Here is a 21697-nt window from a genome sequence, read left to right on the forward strand (position 1 = left end):
GTCACAAAGCACGTTGCAACGATTGTCGGGCGGGCTGACACCTGCTATACCCCACTCGAATCAGGAGACAGCGCGTGGTTTCCTCCGGCTGCCGGAGGGGGCGTCGTAGCTGTCTTTCCCCTCAGTTCCTCCGGTCGCGGCGGGGTGTGCCGCAGCCGGGACCACAGCCGGACACCGCTCCATGGGACGTCGCAAGCAGATTTACGAAGGCAAGGCCAAGATCCTGTTCGAAGGGCCGGAGCCGGGGACCATCGTTCAGTACTTCAAGGATGATGCCACTGCCTTCAATAACCAGAAGAAGGGCACCATCACCGGGAAAGGGGTGCTGAACAACCGCATCACCGAATACCTGTTCCAGAAGCTCGGTGAAATCGGCGTTCCGACCCACTTCATCCGCCGTCTGAACATGCGGGAACAGCTGGTGCGCGAAGTCGAGATCATCCCCATCGAGGTGGTGATCCGCAATGTCGCCGCCGGTTCGATCTCCAAGCGTTTCGGCATTCCGGAAGGCACCCAGCTTCCGCGCTCTATCGTTGAATACTACTATAAGAACGATGAGCTCGGCGATCCGCTGGTGTCGGAAGAGCATGTCACCGCTTTCGGCTGGGCCACCATTCAGGAACTCGACGAGATCCTGTCCCTCAGCCTGCGCGTGAATGATTATCTGTCCGGCCTGTTCCTCGGCATCGGTCTGAAGCTGGTTGACTTCAAGCTGGAGTTCGGCCGGGTGCAGCACGAAAACGGTGAAGTGCAGATCATTCTGGCTGACGAAATCAGCCCGGATAACTGCCGCCTGTGGGACACCAAGACCAACGAGAAGATGGATAAGGACCGCTTCCGCCGCGATATGGGCGGTGTGGAAGAGGCTTATCAGGAAGTGGCCCGCCGCCTTGGCATCATGCCGGAAGGCGGACCGCGTGATATGCCGGGTCCGGCGACCATGCAGTAAAGACGACAGGGGCCGCCGTGCGCGGCCCCTTCGCCTATTGTTATCCTTATTATCCCTGTTTTCCCTCCCCCCTTTATCTTTCCTGACGAGAGGATATTCCCGTGAAGGCCAAGGTACACGTCACTCTGAAGAACGGCGTTCTCGACCCGCAGGGCAAGGCGATCCAGCATGCTCTGGGTTCGCTCGGTTTCTCTGGCGTCGATGACGTGCGCCAGGGCAAGTACATCGAACTGGATCTGGCGGAAACCGACGCCGCCAAGGCCCGCGAAGCCGTTGAGCGGATGTGCAAGGAACTGCTCGCCAATACCGTGATCGAGAACTACGCCATCTCCATCGAGGGCTGATCGGCGCGGATGCCGGAGGCGGAGCCGGAGGGTATCCGTGGCTCGCCGACCCCCTGCGCTGACTTCTCAATCCACTGATATTGAAGCGAGACGTGACATGAAAGCCGCCGTCATTGTCTTCCCGGGCTCCAACTGCGACCGTGATCTCGCAGTGGCCCTGGAAAAAAGTTCGGGCAAAGCCCCGATCATGCTGTGGCACCGGGAAACCGAAGTGCCGCAGGATCTTGACCTGATTGCCGTCCCCGGCGGGTTCTCCTATGGGGATTACCTGCGGTCCGGCGCCATGGCCGCCCACAGCCCGGTGATGCGTGAAGTGAAGCGCATGGCCGAAAAGGGTGTGCGCGTTCTGGGCGTCTGCAACGGCTTCCAGATCCTGACCGAAGCCGGTCTGCTGCCGGGGGCGCTGATGCGCAACCGCGATCTGAAGTTTATCTGCCGCGATGTGCATCTGAAGGTCGAGAACACCGATACCGCCTTCACCGGCCCGTACACCAAGGGGCAGGTGGTGCGCTTCCCGGTGGCCCACCATGACGGCAATTTCTTTGCCGATGATGAGCTGCTGAAGCGGATTGAGGGCAACGGGCAGGTCGCCTTCCGGTATGCCGCTGCCGATGGCACGGTGTCGGATGCCACCAACATCAACGGCAGCCGCAACAACATCGCCGGGATCGTCAACGAAAAAGGCACCGTGCTGGGCATGATGCCGCACCCGGAACGCCTGATCGAGCCGAAGCTTGGCGGCGCGGACGGCAAGCCGATGTTTGACGCTCTGGTGGAGGCCCTGTCGTAATGAGCAAGATCACCCCTGAAATCGTCGCTCAGCACGGGCTGACCGCCGATGAATACAAGCTCGTGCTCGACATCATGGGCCGCGAGCCGAACCTGACCGAACTGGGCATCTTCTCGGTGATGTGGTCGGAGCACTGCTCCTACAAGTCGTCGAAGAAGTGGCTGAAGACCCTGCCGACCAAGGCACCGTGGGTTATCTGCGGCCCGGGTGAAAACGCCGGTGTCATCGACATCGGGGAAAACCTTGCTGCCATCTTCAAGATGGAAAGCCATAACCACCCGTCGTTCATCGAGCCCTATCAGGGCGCGGCCACCGGCGTCGGCGGTATCCTGCGTGACGTGTTCACCATGGGGGCCCGCCCGGTCGCCAACCTGAACGCCCTGCGTTTCGGCTCGCCGGACCATGCCAAGACCCGCCATCTGGTTTCCGGCGTGGTGTCGGGCATCGGCGGTTACGGCAACTGCGTCGGCGTGCCGACCGTCGGCGGGGAAGTGAACTTCCATTCGTCGTACAATGGCAACATCCTGGTCAACGCCATGACCGTCGGTGTCGCCCAGCAGGATAAGATTTTCTATTCCGCCGCTGCCGGTATCGGCAACCCGGTGGTTTATGTCGGCTCGAAGACCGGCCGTGACGGTATTCACGGGGCCACCATGGCTTCGGCGGAATTCAATGCCGATTCCGAGGAAAAGCGCCCGACCGTGCAGGTTGGCGACCCGTTCACCGAAAAGCTGCTGATCGAAGCCTGCATGGAACTGATGGCCACCGATGCCATCGTTGCCATTCAGGATATGGGTGCCGCCGGTCTGACCTCTTCCTCCTTCGAAATGGCGTCGAAGGGCGGCATGGGCGTGGAGCTGGAGCTGGACAAGGTGCCGATGCGTGAAACCGGCATGACCCCGTATGAGCTGATGCTCTCGGAGTCGCAGGAACGCATGCTGATGGTGCTGGTGCCCGGCAAGGAAGACATGGCCCGCGCCATCTTCGAAAAGTGGGAACTGGACTTCGCCGTTATCGGCACCCTGACCGATACCGGCCGGATGGTGCTGAAGTGGCACGGCGAAGTGGTCGGCGATCTGCCGATTGATCCGCTGGCCGCCGCCAGCCCGGAATATGACCGCCCGTGGGTTCCGACCCCGAAGGCGCCGGAAGTGCAGCCGTCTGACGTCACCGAACTGGCGTGGAACGAGGCTCTGGCCCGTCTGATCGCCTCGCCGGATCTCGCCAGCCGTCGCTGGATCTGGGAACAGTACGATCACATGGTGATGGGCGATACCGTTGGCCGCCCCGGTGGCGATGCCAGTGTGGTGCGTCTGCACAAGTCCAACCGTGGCCTTGCCGTGACCACCGACTGCACCCCGCGCTATGTGAAGGCTGACCCGGTTGAGGGCGGCAAGCAGGCCGTGGCCGAGACGTGGCGTAACATCACCGCCGTCGGTGGCCGCCCGCTGGCGATCACCGATAACATGAACTTCGGCAACCCGGAAAAGCCGGAGATCATGGGCCAGTTCGTCGGTTCCTGTCAGGGGATCGGGGAAGCCTGTATCGCGCTTGATTACCCGGTCGTGTCGGGCAACGTGTCGCTGTACAACGAAACCGCCGGTCAGGCGATTCTGCCGACCCCGGCCATCGGTGGCGTCGGTCTGGTTGATGATCTCGACAAGACCGCCAGCATTCCGTTCAAGGCTGAAGGTCAGGTGCTGGTGCTGTTCGGTCAGGGCGACCGTCAGGGCTGGCTGGGTCAGTCGCTGTATCTGCGTGAAATCGCCGGTCGGGAAGAGGGGGCTCCGCCGCCTGTCGATCTGGCGCTGGAACGCAAGGTCGGTGACTTCGTCCGGGGCGTGATCACCGCTGGCGATACCGACACCGTCCATGATCTTGCCGATGGCGGCCTGCTGGTTGCTGTCGCGGAAATGGCCATGTCGTCGGGTATCGGTGCGGCGCTGACCGTCGATTTCGGCGGCCCGCTGCATGCAGCCCTGTTTGGCGAAGATCAGGCCCGCTATGTGGTTGCCGTTGATGCTGCCAAGGCTGATGCGGTGCTGGCACAGGCTGCGGCTGCCGGGGTTCCGGCGCTGAAGATCGGTGTCACCGGCGGCAATACCCTGTCGGTCAACGGCGGTGTCGCCGTGCCTGTCAAGGCGCTGCGGGATGCCAATGAAGCCTGGCTGCCTGAGTATATGTCCCACGGCGGCTGATCCTGCCGTCGCCCCGGCCCTGCCATAGGGTAGGGCCGGGTGGGATTACCCCTTGCTGATGCCCTGTCTGATGGCTATCTCCTGTGCGTTCCGCACCGGCCATCGGGCGGGGCATCTGCCGTTTTGGTGCCGGTGCATTTCCTGCTGCCGTTCGGTGTGGAAAACAGTGTATTCTTAGAAGCGGTTATCAAACCGCACATGACCAAATGCGCTTCAGAGGGAGACAGACCATGGCTATGGATGCCGCCGATATCGAAAAGATGATCAAGGAAGCGCTGCCGGATGCTGATGTGACCATCGAAGACCTGCGGGGCGACGGTGACCATTATGCGGCACTGGTGATTTCGAAGGAATTCATCGGCAAGAACCGTGTGCAGCAGCATCAGATGGTGTATGCCGCCCTGAAGGGCAAAATGGGTGGGGAGCTGCACGCGCTGGCCCTGCAGACGCAGGCCCCGGCCTGATCCGACATCTCACGGGGGTGGGGCACAGCCTGTCCGCCCCCGTGAAGCAGGCCCATTGAGGTAGATATGATGCAGGCAACAGCCCGTCCGGTGGTTGCGGGGCAATAAGGAAGCAGGGGCTTTGGTTCATCAGGTCTTTGACCGTCGGGCGGTCGCCCGGCATCAGGCCCGCGCCGCAGCGGCCTTTCAGGATTTTTCTTTTCTGGCCGAGGAAGTCGGCGACCGCCTGACCGAGCGGCTGGAGGATATCACCCGCAGCTTTCCGCTGGCTGTCGATCTGGGCAGTCATGGCGGACTGCTGGCCCCGCGTCTGCGCGGACGGCATGGGATTGAAACCCTGATCTCGACCGATCTGGCCCCGGCCTTTGCCGCACGGTCTCGCGGGGCTGCACTGGCCTGCGATGAAGAGGCGCTGCCCTTTGCCGCCGGGTCGCTGGATCTTGTGGTGTCATCGCTGGCGCTGCACTGGGTGAACGATCTTCCCGGGGCGCTGGTGCAGATCCGGCAGGCACTTAAACCCGATGGCCTGTTTATCGGGGCAATGCTCGGCGGTGAAACGCTGAAAGAGCTGCGCGAGTGTCTGGTTGACGCTGAGGTCGAGGTTGAGGGCGGGCTGTCACCGCGAACCTCGCCGCTGACCGATGTGCGTGATCTGGGGATGTTGTTGCAGCGGGCCGGGTTTGCCCTGCCGGTGGTTGATACTGACCGCATCACCGTCACCTATGGCTCGGCGCTCAAGCTGATGCAGGACCTGCGGGGCATGGGGGAAAACAATGCGGTGCTGGAACGGCGGAAGACGTTTTCCCGCCGCGATACCCTGCTGCGGGCGGCACAGCTGTACCATGAGCGTCACGCCGGAGCGGACGGGCGGATCACCGCGACATTTCAGGTGCTGTGGATGCTGGGATGGGCCCCGGCGGAGAACCAGCCGCAGCCGAAAAAGCCCGGCAGCGCCACCCACAGTCTGGCCGATGCCCTCGGGGCGCAGGTTTGCGGGGTTAACCCGGCCAGTCCTCTCGACGGCGCCCCCTGAAACAGGTAGTCTACTTGCATGCAATTCTCAACTGATCTGATCTCCGGGACCCTGATCAAGCGGTACAAGCGCTTTATGGCCGATGTGACGCTTGATGATGGCACCGTGGTCACCGCCCATACCGCCAATTCCGGCTCGATGCTTGGCTGTTCGACGCCGGGGTCGCGGGTCTGGCTGTCCCCGGCCAGCAACCCGGAACGCAAGCTGAAGTACACCTGGGAAATGGTTGAGGTGGACGGTGCCCTGATCGGCGTGAACACCAGCCACCCCAATGCGCTGGCGGCAGAGGCCATTCAAGCCGGACAGATCGCCGAACTGACCGGGTACACCGGCCTGAAGCGGGAAGTGAAATACGGCAAGAACAGCCGTATCGATGTGTTCCTGACCGCCGATGGCCGCCCTGACTGTTATGTCGAGGTTAAAAACGTCACGCTGTTCCGCGGGATGGAAGGCGGGCAGGGCGTTGCCCTGTTCCCCGATGCTGTCACCGAACGCGGCGCCAAGCATCTGCAGGAACTCTCCGACATGGTGGCGGAAGGCAAACGTGCGGTGATGCTGTATATGGTGCAGCGCCCGGCGTCGGGTCTGGCGCGGTTTGCCGTTGCTGAAGACATTGATCCCACTTATGCCGATGCCCTGCGCCGTGCCCGCGCTGCCGGGGTGGAGGCGATCTGCTACACCTGCACCCTGAGCCCGCTGGGGATTGAGGTTGCAGCCCCGCTGCCGGTTACCGTTTAATCCGTATTCTGTTCGATCTGCTGAAAGCTGACTCCCGATGACCCGATCTTCCCGCCGCTCCGAGATTATCCTGCATGGACCCGAAGGCTTTGCCGCCATGCGGGAAGCCGGGCGTGTCGCCGCCGAACTGCTGGACTACCTGACCCCCTTTGTCGTGCCCGGCATCACCACGGCGGCGATTGATGATCTGGTGGTCGGCTGGACCAGCGAACGCAAGCTGCCGAACGGGCCGTTCGGGTACCGGGGGTTTCCGCGCTCCGTCTGCACCTCGGTCAATCATGTGGTCTGTCACGGTATCCCCGGCGATAAAAAGCTGGAAGACGGCGATATCATCAACATCGACGTGACCCCGATCGTCAACGGCTGGTACGGGGATTCCAGCCGTATGTATTACGTTGGTAATCCGGGGGTGAAAGCCCGTAAGCTGGTGGACGTCACCTATGAATGTCTGATGCGCGGTATCGAGGTGGCAAAGCCGGGCGCGACACTGGGGGATATCGGTCACGCCATTCAGACGTATGCTGAAGACAACCGTTTCTCGGTGGTCGAAGAGTTTTGCGGCCATGGTGTCGGTCAGGTCTTCCACTGTGAGCCGAGTGTGCTGCACGTCGGCCGCCCCGGCGAGGGGCTGGAGCTGAAGCCGGGGATGATTTTCACCATTGAGCCGATGATCAATGCCGGTAAGCCGGGCACGAAGGTGTTGTCCGATGGCTGGACCGCTGTCACCAAGGACCGTTCGCTGTCCGCCCAGTTTGAGCACACGATCGGCATCACCGAAGAGGGCTGCGAGATTTTCACCCTGTCGCCGAAGGGCTGGCACTGCCCGCCGTATGCCTGAAGTCTGACGGGTTCCGCTGATGTCTGACGCGCCTGTTCCCCTTCATGCCGGTCACCGGCAACGCCTGAAAGAACGTTTTCTGGCATCCGTCCGGGCTGAAGCGCCGGAAGGGCTGCAGGATTATGAGTATCTCGAGCTTCTGCTGTTTCTCGGGATACCGCGTAAGGATGTCAAGCCGCTGGCCAAGCAGCTTTTGGCCCGCTTTGGGTCGGTGGGGGCGGTGCTGTCGGCGGAACCCGATCAGCTGATCCCGATGACCGGGGAATCCGGGGCGATTGCCCTGAAGGCCGCCGCCGCTGCCGCCCAATGGATGCTGCGGGAAGAGGTGGTCGGCCGCCCGGTTCTCGGGTCGTGGGACCGTCTTCTGGATTATCTGCATGCGACGATGGCCTTCCGGGAGAAGGAATGCTTCCGGCTGCTGTTCCTTGACCGTAAAAATCGCCTGATTGCCGATGAGTTACAGCAGAAGGGAACGATCGACCACACTCCGGTCTATCCGCGGGAAGTCGTAAAACGGGCGTTGGATCTGGCAGCAAGTGCGATCATTCTGGTTCACAATCACCCCAGTGGCGACCCGCAGCCGTCAAAGGGCGATATTGCGATGACCCGTCAGATCCGCGATGCCGCTTTGCCGCTTGGTGTGGTGGTGCATGACCATGTCATCCTGTCGCCAACCGGGTATACCTCGTTCAAGTCCGATGGTTTACTGTAAATTTGACGAATTTTCTTGTCGGGCTGCTGTGTGGGGAGTAATACCCTGCAAGGCAGATTTTTGGGAATGCAGTGGGGTTGTGGGATAAATGTCGGGCTTGAGTGATACGACTTTTGGCGTGGTGCAGATCATTGAACGGCTGCACAGGCACTACCTTGACGTGCTGCGGACGGAGTTGCGCCGCCTTGGGATTGAAGAAATCAATGCCGTGCAGGCCCTGCTTCTGGCCAATATCGGGACCGAAGAAGTGGTGATCCGCGATCTGAAGGACCGTGGCTATTATCATGGCTCCAACGTCTCTTATAACATCAAGAAGCTGACCGATCTGGGCTATATCGGGCAGGAACGCTGTTCCCATGACCGCCGGGCCATCCGCGTCGGGCTGACTGAAAAAGGGATGGATCTGTGCGCCCGGATGCGGGAGCTGCAGAAGTACCTCAGCACGGAAATGGCAGCCCTTGGCCTGCCGGAAACCAAGCTGACGGAAGCCATGCGCGATCTGGAGACGGTTGAGCGCTGCTGGACCGACTTCATCCGTTACGGGCGACGCTGACATCTGCCGATGATGCCCCGGGTCAGGCCGCTTCTGCGCTTTGTGCTGGGGCTTCTGATGCCCCACCGGTGTATCCGCTGCGGGGTGACGGTGGGCGGGGCCCCCGGCCTGTGTGCGGCCTGTTATCCGACCATAGAGTTTCTGGCCGGCAGCGGCTGCCCGTCGTGCGGGGTTGCCGTACCGCAACCGGGCCTGACCTGCGGGGTCTGTCTTGCCGCACCGCCGGTCTGGCGGCGGGCGCGGTCTGCCTTTGTTTACTCCCCCGACAGCCGCGATCTTATCCTGCGCTTCAAGCACGCGGATTCTACGCACATGGCCCCGGTGCTGGCGGCATGGCTGCACCGGGCCGGGGCAGATCTGCTGGCAGAGGCTGATCTGCTGGTGCCGGTGCCGCTGCATTGGCGTCGCCTGTTTCTGCGGCGCTATAATCAGGCGGCCCTGCTGGCACGGCATCTGTCTGGCCGCACCGGGGTAAAGGCTGATGTTCTGGTGTTGAAGCGGGTGCGGAATACCCGTCCGCAGGGGCATCTGCGACGGGGGCAGCGGCTGGGGAATGTCCGCACCGCCTTTGCGGTCACGGCGCCGGATCGGGTGGCGGGGAAGCGGATTGTACTGCTGGATGATGTGCTGACCACCGGGGCGACCCTGACAGCCTGCACCAATGCTCTCCTGAGGGCCGGAGCGGCGGACGTCTCGGTGCTGACGCTGGCCCGGGTGCTGAAGGGGCGGTAGGGCCCGGCTTTCACCTTCCCCTGCGCCGGGAAAGCCACTAAAGTCAGCGGATTCTTTTGGTTCTGAACTCCCCGACCGACAGGATTGATGATGGCCGCGATCGAAATTTACACCTGGTCACACTGCCCCTACTGCATCCGTGCCAAGGCCCTGCTTGACCGCAAGGGGGCTGCCTATACCGAGATTGACGTGCTGCACGATGCCGCCCGCAAGGCGGAGATGGAGCAGCGCGCCGGGCGCACCTCCGTTCCGCAGATTTTTATTGATGGCAAGCATATCGGTGGCTGCGATGATCTGCATGCGCTGGATGCCAAAGGCGGGCTTGATCCGCTTCTGGGGGCCTGAGACATGGGGACCGGTGCTTTTACCGCAGCCTGCATTCAGGTTAATGCTCTGAATGACATGGCGGCCAATATCGCTGAAGCGGAGCGGCTGATCCGTCTGGCCAAGGGGCAGGGCGCCGACATGGTGTTCATGCCTGAAAACGTCGTGATGATGGAGTGGGGGAAGGCCAACATTCTTGCCAAAGCCTATGGCGAGGAGGATCACCCCGCTCTGGCCCGGTTCCGCGTGTTGGCGCAGGAGCTGGATCTGTGGCTGCACTGCGGCACGCTGGCGATCCGGGTGGATGGTGGTGACCGGGTTGCCAACCGCACGTATGTGATCAATCCGGCGGGGGAGGTCGTCGCCTCCTACGATAAGATCCATATGTTTGACGTTGATCTGGACAATGGCGAAAGCTACCGGGAGTCCGCGACATTCCGCCCCGGCGAGAGCATGGCGGTGGTGGACCTGCCGTGGGGCCGTCTGGGGCTGGCGGTGTGTTATGACATCCGTTTCCCCTATCTGTTCCGGGCGATGGCGAAGGCCGGTGCTGACTTCCTGACTATTCCCGCCGCCTTCACCAAAGTGACCGGTGAGGCGCACTGGCACATTCTTCAGCGTGCCCGGGCGATTGAGACGGGCTGCTACGTCATCAGTCCGGCGCAGACCGGCACCCATATCAATGACCGGAAAACCTATGGCCATGCCCTGATCGTTGATCCGTGGGGCGAGGTGCTGGCCGATGCGGGAACTGAGCCCGGATTGATCATGGCCCGGATTGATGCCGCGAGGGTCGCCGAGGTCCGTGGCAAGGTGCCCAGCCTTCAGCACGACCGCCCGGTCTGCTGACGGGCTCTGCGGCCAAATTCTCTCGTTACAGACAAAAAGCCGCCCCAGTCTGACCGGGGCGGCTTTTTGATGGGTGGGGGGTGTCCTTTATGCCGCCGGTGAGGCGGTCAGAAGGTAGTTGACCGTCAGGTCGCCGGTCAGAGACCAGCTGTTTTCCAGCGGATTGAAGGTCAGGCCCTTCAGGCTGTCCACTTCCAGCCCCCCGGCACGCAGGCCGGCGGCAAATTCGCTGGGCTTCAGGAACTTTTTCCAGTCATGGGTGCCGCGCGGCAGCCAGCGGAGGATGTATTCAGCCCCAATCTTGGCCATCACCAGAGACTTCATGGTGCGGTTCATCGTCGCCCCGACCAGCATTCCGCCGGGTTTGACCAGCCGGGCGCAGGTGGTCAGGAACAGATCGACATCGGCGACATGCTCGACCACTTCCATGCACAGCACGACATCGAACTTTTCGCCGGCGGCGGCAAGGTCCTCGGCCAGACAGGCGCGGTAATCGATATCCAGCCCGACTTTTTCGGCGTGGACCGAGGCGGTGCCGATGTTCTTCGCGGTGGCGTCAATGCCGGTGACGGCAAAGCCCAGACGGCGCATCGGCTCTGACAGCAGGCCGCCGCCACAGCCGATATCAACCAGAGAAAGCCCCGCGAACGGCTGGTCGGCGGTGGCGTCGCGGCCAAAGCGCAGCGCGGCGGCATCGCGGATGAACTGCAGGCGGACCGGGTTAAAATTATGAAGCGGCTTGAATTTCCCGTTGGGGTCCCACCAGGAGTCCGCCATGGCTTCAAATTTGGCCACTTCTTCCGCTGAAGCGGTGGTTCGGACATCGGCCATCAGCTACTCCTTTCATTATACTTTTGACACAGAATGCGCCGGGCAATCCTTGCGTCAGGCAGGGTGACAGAGTATGTATACCCGCCCGCCGGTTACGGCAACCGATGGTGCATGATTTTTGATCTGTTGAAGGGATCGCTTCCCATGGCCCGCATTGTAATGAAGTTCGGCGGCACGTCGGTCGGTGACATCGACCGTATCAAAAACGTTGCCCGCCGTGTCAAAGCCGAGGTGGACGCAGGCAACGAAGTGGCCGTGGTTGTGTCGGCCATGTCGGGCGAGACGAATAAGCTGGTCGCCTACTGCCGCGAAATCGCACCGCTGCATGATGCGCGTGAATACGACGCGGTGGTTGCCACCGGCGAACAGGTGACTATCGGCCTGCTGGCGCTGGCGCTGCAGGAGCAGGGGGTGAATGCCCGCTCGTGGATGGGCTGGCAGATCCCGATCCGCACTGACGGTGCCCATTCCAAGGCCCGTATCACCGAGATCGAAACCGATGATCTGGTCCGCCGCATGCAGGACGGTCAGGTGGCGGTGGTTGCCGGGTTCCAGGGCATCGGCCCGGATAACCGCGTCACCACGCTGGGCCGTGGCGGTTCCGATACCTCGGCGGTGGCGCTGGCTGCTGCCCTGAAGGCCGACATCTGCGACATCTACACCGATGTGGACGGGGTCTATACCACCGACCCGCGGATTGTCGCCAAGGCCCGCAAGCTTGAAAAAATCACCTACGAGGAAATGCTGGAAAGTGCGTCGCTGGGCGCCAAGGTCCTGCAGGTCCGTTCGGTAGAAATGGCGATGAAGCATGGTGTGCGGGTGCAGGTCCGCTCCAGCTTCTCTGACGCCCCCGGCACCATCATTTGCGATGAGGAAGAAATCGTGGAACAGGAACTCGTCAGCGGTATCGCCTATTCCCGTGACGAAGCCAAGATCACCCTGGTGAAGGTCGCGGACCGTCCGGGTGTGGCGGCTGCCATTTTCGGTCCGCTGACCGATGCCAATATCAACGTCGATATGATCGTGCAGAATGTTTCGCACGGCGGCGGCGCCACCGATATGACCTTCACCGTCTCCAAGGGTGACCTCGACCGTGCCGTTAAGGTGCTGACCGAGAAGAAGGGCGAGCTGGGCTATGAAGACCTGTGGGCCGATGCCAATGTGGTCAAGGTGTCGGTGATCGGCGTCGGTATGCGCAGCCATGCCGGTGTGGCGCAGACCATGTTCCGCGCCCTGTCGGCCAAGGGGATCAACATTCAGGTGATCTCCACCTCCGAAATCAAGGTGTCGGTGCTGATCGCCGAAGAATATACCGAGCTGGCCGTCCGCGCCCTGCATACCGCCTATGGGCTGGATGCGGCGTAACAGCCTGATCAAGATAAAAAGACAATAAACCTTGCTAAAGAGGGCAAGCATGGACGCACAGGCGCAACTCTCCTCGCTGTGGAGCCGGGGCCGCGATTTTCTGGGGACGGAGGTCGCTATTCTCGGCGGCGCGATGTCCTGGGTCTCGGAACGCCATCTGGTGGCGGCAATATCCAACGCCGGGGGCTTCGGGGTTATCGCCTGTGGGTCCATGTCGCCCGATCTGCTGGATGCTGAGATTAAGGGCACGCAGGCCCTGACCGGCAAGCCGTTCGGTGTCAACCTGATCACCATGCATCCGCAGCTTGATGCGCTGATTGATGTCTGCCTTGCCAACAAGGTATCGCACGTGGTGCTGGCCGGTGGTCTGCCCAGCGGTGCGTCGATCAAGCGGGCCAAGGATGGCGGCGCCAAGGTGATCTGTTTTGCCCCGGCCGTGGTGCTGGCGAAGAAGCTGATCCGCTCCGGCGCTGATGCGCTGGTGATTGAAGGCTCGGAAGCGGGCGGGCATATCGGCCCGGTGGCGACCAGTGTTCTGGCGCAGGAAATCCTGCCGGTGATCCGTGATGTTCCGGTCTTTGTTGCCGGGGGGATCGGTCGCGGTGAAGCAATCGTTTCCTATCTGGAAATGGGGGCTGCCGGGGTCCAGCTGGGGACCCGTTTTGTGTGCGCAAGCGAATGTATTGCCCACGAAAACTTCAAGAAAGCCTTCCTGAAGGCCAACGCCCGCGATGCGATGCCGACCGTGCAGCTTGATGCGCGGTTCCCGGTGATTCCGGTCCGGGCGCTGGTCAACAAGGGGACCGACCTGTTCATGGAAACCCAGCGGGCGGTGATCGAGCGCTTTAACAAAGGCGAGCTGGATCAGAAGGAAGCCCAGCTGGAGATCGAACACTTCTGGGCCGGGGCGCTGCGCCGTGCCGTGATCGACGGTGATGTCGAAAGCGGCTCTGTGATGGCCGGTCAGAGTGTTGGACTTGTGACCCAGGAACAGCCTACAGTGGACATTATTAAAGAGCTGGTCGATCAGGCGGTTACTGCGCTGCAGGTGCGGGCGGCTTCCTGACGTTCGCCTTCGTTATCAGCGCTGACCCTTCGCCGGAAAGGAGGCGGGCAGAATGACCACAGACGCCGATGTCGCACGCCGCCTGCTGGCCCGCCTGCGGGATGTCATGGCCGGATCCGGGGATACACAGACCCGGCTGGATAAGGTCACCCATGCCATCGCTGACTCATTCCGGGCCGACGTGTGCTCGATCTATGTCATGCGCGCCGGGGAAGTGCTGGAGCTGTTCTCCACCGAAGGTCTGAAGCAGACCGCCGTTCACCAGACCCGCCTGCGGGTCGGTGAAGGTCTGGTGGGGGATGTTGCCGCCCATGGCCGGGCTGTGGCGATGGCGGATGCGTGGTCGCACCCGTCCTTTGCCTATCGCCCGGAAACCGGCGAAGAGCTGTTCCATTCCTTCGTCGGGGTGCCGGTGGTGCGCGGGTCGCGTGTGATCGGCGTTCTGGTGGTGCAGAACCGTGAGGAACGGGTCTATTCCGACGTCGAGGTCGAAACGCTGGAAACCATTTCGATGGTGCTGGCGGAGCTGATGGCGACGGCGGAGGTGGTCAGCCGTGACGAACTGATTCCGGCGGATGGGATCGGCCTGCTGCCGCTGCGTCTGGAAGGGGCCGGTCTGGCCCCGGGGGTCGGCATCGGGGTTGTGGTGCTGCACCAGCCGCAGATCCGTATCAAAAAGCTGGTCGCGGAAGACCCGGAACAGGAACTGGAGCGCCTGAAGACGGCGCTGTCAGCGCTGCGGACGCAGGTTGATGCCATGCTGGCAGCCGACGATGCCAGCGATACTGATTTTCTGGATGTGCTGCATGCCTACCGGATGTTCGCGCAGGACACCGGCTGGATGAATAAGATTTCCGACGCTATCCGCACCGGTCTGACAGCCGAAGCGGCGGTGGTGAAGGTGCATGACGATACCCGTGTGCGCATGCAGCAGGTGACAGACCCCTATCTGCGGGAACGCCTGCATGATCTGGAAGATCTGGCAAACCGTCTGCTTGGCCATCTGGTTGGTGAGGACGGGCAGGGTGGCAGCCGTGATCTGCCGGAAGACGCCATTCTGATCTGCCGCAATCTGGGGCCGACCGAACTTCTCGACTATGACCGCACCAAACTGCGCGGTCTGGTGATGGAAGAGGGGTCCCGCACCATGCATGCGGTGATCGTGGCGAAGGCATTGGGGATCCCGGTGGTTGCCCGCGTCGAGAATATTTTCTCGATCGTGGAATCCTGGGATCCGGTGATCATCGACGGCACCCATGGTCAGGTTTTCGTCCGGCCGTCGGAAGATGTGCGGCGGCAGTTCACCAAATCGCTGAAGGTGTACCGCCGGAAGCAGGAAGAGTACGCCCAGCTTCGCAACGTGCCTGCGGTTTCACTTGATGGCACGGAAGTGTCACTGATGCTGAACGCCGGGTTGATGATTGATCTGCCGCATCTGGATGACACCGGGGCCAGCGGGATTGGTCTGTACCGGACCGAGCTGCCGTTCATGGCCCGCCCGTCCCTGCCTGATGTCACGTCGCAGCGGGCATTGTATTCAAAAATTCTTGATCACGCCGACGGTCGTCCGGTGGTCTTCCGTACCCTTGATGTCGGGTCGGATAAGGTGCTGCCATATTGGCACGGCACGCCGGAAGACAATCCGGCGATGGGGTGGCGGTCGATCCGCATTACGCTTGACCGGCCTGCGATCCTGCGGGAGCAGCTGCGGGCGCTGATTCAGGCCGCCGCCGGGCGGGAACTGCGGGTGATGTTCCCGATGGTTGCCGAGGTCGATGAGCTGCGTCAGGCCAAAAAGATCCTGAAAATGGAGCTGGAGGAGCAGGCTGCCGGTGGCTTTGTGCCGCAGAGCCTGAAAGTCGGGACCATGCTGGAGGTTCCGGCGCTGGTGTGGCAGCTGACCGCCCTGCTGCCGGAAATTGATTTCCTGTCGATCGGGTCAAATGACCTGATGCAGTTTCTGTTCGCCTGTGACCGGGGTAATCCACGGATGTCGGAACGGTATGACGTGCTGTCTCCGGCAGCCCTGAGCGTGCTGAAGCAGATTATTGACGCCTGTACTGCGGCGGGTGTCAGCTGCTCGGTCTGTGGGGAGATGGCCGGTCGCCCGTTAGAAGCCGTGACGCTGGCCGCCCTGGGGGTCAAAACCCTGTCGATGTCGGCCTCTGGCGTCGGGCCGGTCAAGGTGGCTCTCCGCTCGGCTGATCTCGGGCGGGTGCGGGAGTATGTGATCGGGCAGCTGGAAACCGCACCGCATTCCCTGCGGTCGCGCCTGCGCAATTATGCGGTTGATATGGGCATCCGCCTCGGCTGACGGGCGGTGGAACCGTATGTGATTTCTGTTTCAGATCATAATGCTGTCATGGCCGATACCCGGCTGGCAGGGCGGTAAGTCTTGCGGGGACCGGGGGCATTTGTTAGCGTGGCCGACGCAAGTTGAACGGGCCTGAAAGCGGGCTCAGCACCGGGATCATTATAATGACCGCTGAAAACCAGATGACAGGAAAAACCGGAGAAGTCGGCCGTCTGCTGAAGGCTGCCCGTGAGGAAACCCGCCAGAACCTTCGGGATGTGGCGGAACGCCTGCGGATCCGGTACCAGTTTCTGGAAGCGATTGAGGAAGGCCGGTATCAGGATCTGCCGGGAGCGGCCTATGCCACCGGCTTCGTCCGCGCCTATGCCGAATATCTTGGCCTTGACGGTCTGGAGATCGCGCGCCGCTTCAAGGAAGAGGGCGCTATCGGAAAAATGAGCAACGAGCTGGCTTTTCCGATTCCGGCGGCGGAAAGCGGTCTGCCGTCCCGGTCCCTGCTGCTGGCCGGTGTGGCGATGCTGGGTGTGGTTTATGGGGTCTGGCACTTTGTCGGCAGCCCGGATAAGCCGCTGGCCGATGTGGTGCAGGATATCCCGGACCGGATCGCCGCCCTGATGCGCAGCACCCCGGATAGCGAAGAGGCTTTGAAGCGCGAGCCGGTGATTGCGCCGCAGGCCGCATCGCCTGCCAGCCCGGCACCGGCGGCTTCATCTGCGGCCCCGTCATCTCCGGTGGCTGCTGCTCCGGCAGTGGTGCCGCCGTCTCCGGCTCCGGTGGCTCCCTCCGCGCCGCCGCCTGTACCCCCGGCAAAGCCGCAGCCGCACAGCGAACCTGCGCAGGAGCCGATCAGCACGGCTGAGGCTGATATTGAGCCCCCGGCCGAAGATCATGACGACACCCCGGCCCCGGCAGCAGTTGCGCCGCTGCCCGCGCCGACTGCGGCGCTGCCGTCAGTCCCGGCTGCGGGAACAGTGGCGTCGGCGACGTCAGCCCCCGTGCCCTCGACCCCCGCGTCCCCGGCCCCGGGTAAGCCTGCCCCGGCAGCGCATGCCCCGGCTGCTGCGGTGACGGCTGCGGCTCCCGCGCCTCAGTCCGCCCCTGCTGTGGGCCCGGCAGCGAAGCCTGCGACACCATCCGCTCCGGCAGGCACCCCGGCGGCACCGGCTGCAGCACCGGCAAAGCCGGGTCAGCCAACCGCACCGGCGGCCACTCCTGCCGCCGCTCCGGCGACGGCTGCCAAACCGACGACCCCGGCTTCGCCGCTGACGGCTCTTCCCAGCCAGCCGACGGCTTCGGCGACGACGCCCCCGGCAACTCCGGCCCGGGTTGAGCCGGTGACCGCCCCGGTGGAGCGTCAGGGAACGGATGGGGCCGCTGACGGGCAGTCAGCACAGGGCCGGGTCTTTGGCGAAGAAAACAGCAGTGCCCGGGTGGTGCTGAAGGCCCGTGCGGATTCCTGGGTGCAGGTCCGCAATTCCGATGGCCTGCTGATGAGCCGTCTGTTGCGCAAGGGGGACACCTATATGGTCCCCAATCAGGGCGGGCTGGAGCTGATGACCGGCAATGCCGGTGGTCTTGATATCGTGGTCGACGGCAAAGCCCTGCCGACACTGGGTAAGACCGGTGAAGTGCGCAAGGGCATCCCGTTACAGCCCGATGCCCTGAAGTCCGGCGCGGCGACGGGCAGCCAGTAACCGGACCGGGCCTTCTCCGGGGTTCCGTCGGCGGCGGGGACAGGCTATATAGGCCCTGTCCCCGTTGTTGTCTGCCGGTCTGACCGGTGACCTTCCGGGGATGGCTCCCCTCTCGTGTTCATAAGCAGGCCCGTCATGAGCAGCGCTCCCGAATACCGTCAGATCCTTCGCCGTAAGTCGCGCCAGATTTTTGTGGGCTCGGTTCCGGTCGGTGGCGGTGCGCCGATTTCGGTGCAGACCATGACCAATACCCTGACCCATGATGTCAGGGGGACGTTGGCCCAAATCCTGAAGGCTGCCGAAGCCGGGGCTGATATCGTCCGGGTCTCCTGCCCGGATGAGGAGTCAACCGCAGCCCTGAAAGAGATCGTCCGGGAATCCCCGGTGCCGATCGTGGCCGACATCCACTTCCATTATAAACGTGCTATTGAGGCCGCCGAGGCCGGGGCCGCCTGCCTGCGCATCAACCCCGGCAACATCGGGTCGGAGCAGCGGGTGCGCGAGGTCATCAAGGCCGCCAAGGATTACAACTGTTCGATGCGGATCGGCGTGAATGCCGGATCGCTGGAGCGTGACCTGCTGGAACAGTTCGGGGAGCCGAACCCGGCGGCGATGGTGGAAAGTGCCCGTCGGCACATCCGTATTCTTGAAGACAACGACTTCTTCAATTTCAAGATCAGCGTCAAGGCCTCAGATGTGTTTCTGGCCGTTGCCGCTTATCAGGAACTGGCGGAAGCCTGTGATTATCCGCTCCACCTCGGCATCACTGAGGCCGGGGGGCTGCGTGGCGGGACGGTCAAATCCTCTATCGGGCTTGGTATGCTGCTGTGGTCAGGGATTGGCGATACCATCCGCGTGTCGCTGTCGGCACCGCCGGAAGAGGAAGTTAAGGTCGGTTTCGATATCCTCAAATCGCTGGATCTGCGCCATCGCGGCGTGCGGGTGGTATCCTGCCCGTCGTGTGCCCGGCAAGGGTTTGACGTGATCAAGACTGTCGCGATGGTTGAAGACCGGGTTGCCCATATCCAGACCCCGATCACGCTGTCGATCATCGGTTGCATCGTCAACGGCCCGGGGGAGGCGCGGGAAACCGATATCGGCCTGACCGGCGGTGGCAATGGCACCCACATGGTCTATATGGCCGGACGGCAGGATCACCAGATCAGCACCGAACAGATGGTTGATCATCTGGTTGAGCTGATCGAAAAAAAGGCTGCGGCGGTTGAGGCTGCCAAGGCCGAGGCTGCAAAAGCGGCTGACACCGCCGGAGCGGCGGAATAACATCATTTTTCCTGTTTCTTACATAACGGAGTACGGATCGTGGCTTCCCTGCAACCTGTTCGTGGCACGCATGACCTCCTGTTCGAAGACATGCGCCGCCATCACGCCGTGATCGAACGGGCAAAAGGTATTGCCGGTCTGTACGGCTTTGAAGAGGTCATTACCCCCATCTTTGAATTCACCGAAGTGTTTACCCGCACCATCGGTGAAACCTCTGACATCGTTTCGAAGGAAATGTACGCCTTTGAACGGTCAGGCGATAACCTCTGCCTGCGCCCTGAAGGGACAGCGGGCGTCTGCCGTGCCTTTGTTTCCAACGGCCTGCAGCAGCAGGTGCCGTTCAAGGCATTTTATGCCGGTCCGATGTTCCGTTACGAGCGGCCACAGAAGGGCCGTCAGCGCCAGTTCCACCAGATCGGGGTGGAACTGATCGGTGCCGACACCCCGAAAGCGGACGTGGAAGTGCTGGTGCTGGCCGCGCACATTCTTGACGCCCTTGGCCTGAAGGGGCAGGTGACGCTGGAGCTGAATACGCTGGGGGATACCGCCAGCCGTGCCGCCTACCGTGACCGTCTGGTGGAGTTCCTGACCCCGTACCGCAATGATCTGTCAGAAGACAGCAAGGTGCGGCTGGAAAAGAACCCCCTGCGCATTCTCGATTCTAAGGACGAAGGCGACCGCCGTCTGATCGCCGGGGCCCCGAAGATGGAGGAGAGCCTGAACGCTGAGTCGCGCGCGTTCTTCGATGCGGTACAGTCCGGGCTGACGGCGCATGGCATTCCTTATGTCATCAACCCCAAGCTGGTGCGCGGGCTTGATTACTATTGTCACACTGCTTTTGAGTTCGTGACGACCGCCCTTGGCGCGCAGGGGACGGTTCTGGCCGGCGGTCGCTATGACGGTCTGATCGAGGCCATGGGCGGCCCGTCCACCCCCGGCGTCGGCTGGGCCGGCGGCATCGAGCGTCTGGCCCTGCTGCTGGCCGATGCGCCGGGCAAGGCCCGCCCGGTGGCGGTCATCCCGATGGGGGATACGGCAGAGGCAGAGGCTGACGCCGTATCCGCCCGTCTGCGCCGGGCCGGATATGCGGTGGATATCGCCTATTCCGGCAATATGAAAAAGCGGATGAAGCGTGCCAACACCGTCAACGCCCGCGTTGCGGTGATCCTGGGCGAGGATGAGCTGAAGCAGAATGCGGCGGCAGTCCGTGATCTTGACAGCGGCGAGCAGGTTCTGGTGCCGCTGGCGGCTCTGGAAACGGACCTCGCCCGGTTCCGCTAGGATCGGGCAGGGGCCGGAGGGATGACCCACCGCGCCGCCACCCGACTCTGTATCCTTGGTCTCAACCACCGGTCCAGCGCCCTGTCCCTGCGGGACGCGCTGGCGGTGGATGACCCGGTGATGCCGCAGGCCCTGTCGGAGGCGCGGGCCCTTGGCCTGACCGATGTGATGTTGCTGTCCACCTGTGACCGGGTGGAGCTGATCGGCTGTGGCGATGACAGCGCGGCAGTGCTGGCCGCAATGACCCGTTTCTTTGCCGTCCGTGCCGGCCGTACCGAGGCTGAGATGGCCGCTCAGGTCTATGCCCTGAGCGGGGTGGATGCCCTGCGTCACCTGTTTGCGGTGGCGGCGTCGCTGGACAGCATGATCGTGGGGGAGCCTCATGTGCTGGGGCAGGTCAAGGCCGCCCACCGGATGGCCCGTGATGCGGGGGTGCTGGGCGGTGACCTTGACACCTGTGTTCAGGCCGCGTTTTCGGCGGCCAAGCGGGTGCGGAACGAAACCACGATTGCCGAAGGGCCGGTCTCCGTCACCTCTTCTGCGGTGCAGACTGCCCGCGATCTGTTCGGTGACCTGAAGCGGTGCTCGCTTCTGCTGGCCGGTGGGGCTGATATCGGCCCGCTGACGGTGGAAGCCCTGCAGGCCGCCGGGCTGGAACGGCTGATGGTCACGGCCCGCCGCCCGGTGCGGGCGGAGCAGATGGCCCGGACCCTGAATGGTCAGGGCGTGCCTTTTGATCAGATTTCCCGGCTGATTGCCGAGGCTGATGTGGTGGTGACCTCTATCGGCAGCCGCACCCCGGCGGTGACGGCTGAGGCGGTGACCGCCGCCCTGAAGCAACGGCGGCAAAAACCGATCCTGTTTCTTGATGTCGGGGTCCCGGGGGATGTTGAACCGGCGGTCAACCGTATTTCCAACGCTTTTCTCTATGATCTGGAAGATCTGGAGCGGGTGGCGCATCAGGGCTTGTCCCGGCGGGAGGCCGCGACCTCGGCGGCATGGGAAATTGTCACGGCAGAGGTTGAGGCCTTTCTGAAGGCGCAGGCTGAACGGGCGGCGGTTCCGGCCATTGCGGCCCTTCACCGGCTGTTTGAGGCCGAACGCCAGCGTATTTTGCACGATGGCCACCCGGATGCGGAAAAGGCAACGCATCTGCTGGTGGCCCGCCTGCTGCACGGCCCGTCAGAGGTGCTGCGCCATCTGGCGGCAGGCACCGAGGCGGAGCGGGCGCAGGCGGCACAGGCCGAAGCCCTGCTGCTGCGGCTGTTTCAGCCATCGGGCTCTTTAAAACAGCGGGGCGGTTCTGCCCCGTCCGAAAAGAATGACGAAGGATGACACCCC

The 21697-nt window shown here is 62.7% G+C and carries 21 protein-coding genes; 20 read left to right on the forward strand and 1 reads right to left on the reverse strand.

The window, feature by feature from the left end; translation table 11 throughout:
- Positions 1–181 precede the first annotated feature (181 nt).
- The 13 genes from purC (at position 182) to G365_RS0101555 (ending at position 10524) form a co-directional block, all read left to right on the forward strand.
- Positions 182–949, forward strand: a complete 768-nt coding sequence (gene purC / locus G365_RS0101495; protein ID WP_019643727.1) for a phosphoribosylaminoimidazolesuccinocarboxamide synthase — start codon at positions 182–184, stop codon at positions 947–949.
- 101 nt (positions 950–1050) lie between these two features.
- A complete protein-coding gene (gene purS / locus G365_RS0101500) occupies positions 1051–1293 on the forward strand; it encodes a phosphoribosylformylglycinamidine synthase subunit PurS (RefSeq protein WP_019643728.1) in 243 nt (80 codons plus the stop codon).
- A 97-nt stretch (positions 1294–1390) separates the two neighbouring features.
- On the forward strand, positions 1391–2083 hold the full coding sequence (purQ, locus tag G365_RS0101505; protein WP_019643729.1) for a phosphoribosylformylglycinamidine synthase subunit PurQ: 693 nt from the start codon (positions 1391–1393) through the stop codon (positions 2081–2083).
- Positions 2083–4281, forward strand: a complete 2199-nt coding sequence (purL, locus tag G365_RS0101510) for a phosphoribosylformylglycinamidine synthase subunit PurL (protein ID WP_019643730.1) — start codon at positions 2083–2085, stop codon at positions 4279–4281. The genes purQ and purL overlap by 1 nt, the downstream gene beginning before the upstream one ends.
- 230 nt (positions 4282–4511) lie before the next feature.
- The gene (locus tag G365_RS0101515; RefSeq protein ID WP_026345005.1) at positions 4512–4745 is read left to right on the forward strand and encodes a BolA family protein; all 234 of its coding nucleotides are present in this window, start codon (positions 4512–4514) and stop codon (positions 4743–4745) included.
- 121 nt (positions 4746–4866) lie between these two features.
- Positions 4867–5778 carry a methyltransferase domain-containing protein gene (locus tag G365_RS0101520; RefSeq protein ID WP_019643732.1) on the forward strand — a complete coding sequence of 304 codons (912 nt, stop codon included), beginning with the start codon at positions 4867–4869 and terminating at the stop codon, positions 5776–5778.
- Positions 5779–5796: 18 nt separating this feature from the next.
- On the forward strand, positions 5797–6516 hold the full coding sequence (sfsA, locus tag G365_RS0101525; RefSeq protein ID WP_019643733.1) for a DNA/RNA nuclease SfsA: 720 nt from the start codon (positions 5797–5799) through the stop codon (positions 6514–6516).
- A gap of 37 nt (positions 6517–6553) precedes the next feature.
- A complete protein-coding gene (gene map / locus G365_RS0101530) occupies positions 6554–7354 on the forward strand; it encodes a type I methionyl aminopeptidase (protein ID WP_019643734.1) in 801 nt (266 codons plus the stop codon).
- 19 nt (positions 7355–7373) lie between these two features.
- A complete protein-coding gene (gene radC / locus G365_RS0101535) occupies positions 7374–8066 on the forward strand; it encodes a RadC family protein (protein WP_019643735.1) in 693 nt (230 codons plus the stop codon).
- Between the two features lie 88 nt (positions 8067–8154).
- Positions 8155–8619, forward strand: a complete 465-nt coding sequence (locus G365_RS0101540) for a MarR family winged helix-turn-helix transcriptional regulator (RefSeq protein WP_019643736.1) — start codon at positions 8155–8157, stop codon at positions 8617–8619.
- Positions 8620–8676: 57 nt separating this feature from the next.
- Positions 8677–9351, forward strand: a complete 675-nt coding sequence (locus tag G365_RS0101545; protein ID WP_245554675.1) for a ComF family protein — start codon at positions 8677–8679, stop codon at positions 9349–9351.
- A 90-nt stretch (positions 9352–9441) separates the two neighbouring features.
- Positions 9442–9696, forward strand: a complete 255-nt coding sequence (gene grxC / locus G365_RS0101550) for a glutaredoxin 3 (protein WP_019643738.1) — start codon at positions 9442–9444, stop codon at positions 9694–9696.
- Between the two features lie 3 nt (positions 9697–9699).
- Positions 9700–10524, forward strand: coding sequence for a carbon-nitrogen hydrolase family protein (locus G365_RS0101555; RefSeq protein ID WP_019643739.1), 825 nt, complete (start codon positions 9700–9702; stop codon positions 10522–10524).
- 87 nt (positions 10525–10611) lie between these two features.
- Here G365_RS0101555 and ubiG read toward each other — a convergent pair whose 3' ends face one another.
- A complete protein-coding gene (gene ubiG, locus G365_RS0101560; RefSeq protein WP_407635432.1) occupies positions 10612–11358 on the reverse strand; it encodes a bifunctional 2-polyprenyl-6-hydroxyphenol methylase/3-demethylubiquinol 3-O-methyltransferase UbiG in 747 nt (248 codons plus the stop codon).
- 141 nt (positions 11359–11499) lie between these two features.
- Between ubiG and G365_RS0101565 the strand changes: the two genes are divergently transcribed.
- The 7 genes from G365_RS0101565 (at position 11500) to hemA (ending at position 21691) form a co-directional block, all read left to right on the forward strand.
- Positions 11500–12720: an aspartate kinase gene (locus G365_RS0101565; protein ID WP_026345006.1), complete on the forward strand. Its 1221-nt coding sequence runs from the start codon at positions 11500–11502 to the stop codon at positions 12718–12720.
- Positions 12721–12769: 49 nt separating this feature from the next.
- Positions 12770–13786, forward strand: coding sequence for an NAD(P)H-dependent flavin oxidoreductase (locus G365_RS0101570; RefSeq protein ID WP_019643742.1), 1017 nt, complete (start codon positions 12770–12772; stop codon positions 13784–13786).
- 52 nt (positions 13787–13838) lie between these two features.
- On the forward strand, positions 13839–16100 hold the full coding sequence (gene ptsP / locus G365_RS0101575) for a phosphoenolpyruvate--protein phosphotransferase (protein ID WP_019643743.1): 2262 nt from the start codon (positions 13839–13841) through the stop codon (positions 16098–16100).
- A gap of 164 nt (positions 16101–16264) precedes the next feature.
- Positions 16265–17794, forward strand: coding sequence for a helix-turn-helix domain-containing protein (locus tag G365_RS22560; protein ID WP_019643744.1), 1530 nt, complete (start codon positions 16265–16267; stop codon positions 17792–17794).
- A 135-nt stretch (positions 17795–17929) separates the two neighbouring features.
- Positions 17930–19075 carry a flavodoxin-dependent (E)-4-hydroxy-3-methylbut-2-enyl-diphosphate synthase gene (gene ispG / locus G365_RS0101585; RefSeq protein WP_019643745.1) on the forward strand — a complete coding sequence of 382 codons (1146 nt, stop codon included), beginning with the start codon at positions 17930–17932 and terminating at the stop codon, positions 19073–19075.
- 39 nt (positions 19076–19114) lie between these two features.
- Entirely contained in the window at positions 19115–20356 is a 1242-nt protein-coding gene (hisS, locus tag G365_RS0101590) for a histidine--tRNA ligase (protein WP_026345007.1), read from the forward strand.
- A gap of 21 nt (positions 20357–20377) precedes the next feature.
- On the forward strand, positions 20378–21691 hold the full coding sequence (gene hemA / locus G365_RS0101595; protein WP_019643747.1) for a glutamyl-tRNA reductase: 1314 nt from the start codon (positions 20378–20380) through the stop codon (positions 21689–21691).
- Positions 21692–21697: the final 6 nt, after the last annotated feature.

Source organism: Novispirillum itersonii subsp. itersonii ATCC 12639, assembly GCF_000381985.1.
GTDB lineage: Bacteria > Pseudomonadota > Alphaproteobacteria > Rhodospirillales > Rhodospirillaceae > Novispirillum > Novispirillum itersonii.

Excerpts from the sequence above, each read along its gene's own strand:
- hemA (WP_019643747.1), top strand. The coding sequence starts at position 20,378 with ATGACCCACCGCGCCGCCACCCGACTCTGTATCCTTGGTCTCAACCAC.
- map (WP_019643734.1), top strand. The coding sequence starts at position 6,554 with ATGACCCGATCTTCCCGCCGCTCCGAGATTATCCTGCATGGACCCGAA.
- grxC (WP_019643738.1), top strand. The coding sequence starts at position 9,442 with ATGGCCGCGATCGAAATTTACACCTGGTCACACTGCCCCTACTGCATC.
- ispG (WP_019643745.1), top strand. The coding sequence starts at position 17,930 with ATGAGCAGCGCTCCCGAATACCGTCAGATCCTTCGCCGTAAGTCGCGC.
- radC (WP_019643735.1), top strand. The coding sequence starts at position 7,374 with ATGTCTGACGCGCCTGTTCCCCTTCATGCCGGTCACCGGCAACGCCTG.
- G365_RS0101570 (WP_019643742.1), top strand. The coding sequence starts at position 12,770 with ATGGACGCACAGGCGCAACTCTCCTCGCTGTGGAGCCGGGGCCGCGAT.
- G365_RS0101565 (WP_026345006.1), top strand. The coding sequence starts at position 11,500 with ATGGCCCGCATTGTAATGAAGTTCGGCGGCACGTCGGTCGGTGACATC.
- purQ (WP_019643729.1), top strand. The coding sequence starts at position 1,391 with ATGAAAGCCGCCGTCATTGTCTTCCCGGGCTCCAACTGCGACCGTGAT.
- purL (WP_019643730.1), top strand. The coding sequence starts at position 2,083 with ATGAGCAAGATCACCCCTGAAATCGTCGCTCAGCACGGGCTGACCGCC.
- G365_RS0101545 (WP_245554675.1), top strand. The coding sequence starts at position 8,677 with ATGCCCCACCGGTGTATCCGCTGCGGGGTGACGGTGGGCGGGGCCCCC.
- sfsA (WP_019643733.1), top strand. The coding sequence starts at position 5,797 with ATGCAATTCTCAACTGATCTGATCTCCGGGACCCTGATCAAGCGGTAC.
- G365_RS0101515 (WP_026345005.1), top strand. The coding sequence starts at position 4,512 with ATGGCTATGGATGCCGCCGATATCGAAAAGATGATCAAGGAAGCGCTG.
- G365_RS0101555 (WP_019643739.1), top strand. The coding sequence starts at position 9,700 with ATGGGGACCGGTGCTTTTACCGCAGCCTGCATTCAGGTTAATGCTCTG.
- ptsP (WP_019643743.1), top strand. The coding sequence starts at position 13,839 with ATGACCACAGACGCCGATGTCGCACGCCGCCTGCTGGCCCGCCTGCGG.
- purC (WP_019643727.1), top strand. The coding sequence starts at position 182 with ATGGGACGTCGCAAGCAGATTTACGAAGGCAAGGCCAAGATCCTGTTC.
- G365_RS0101540 (WP_019643736.1), top strand. The coding sequence starts at position 8,155 with ATGTCGGGCTTGAGTGATACGACTTTTGGCGTGGTGCAGATCATTGAA.
- G365_RS22560 (WP_019643744.1), top strand. The coding sequence starts at position 16,265 with ATGACCGCTGAAAACCAGATGACAGGAAAAACCGGAGAAGTCGGCCGT.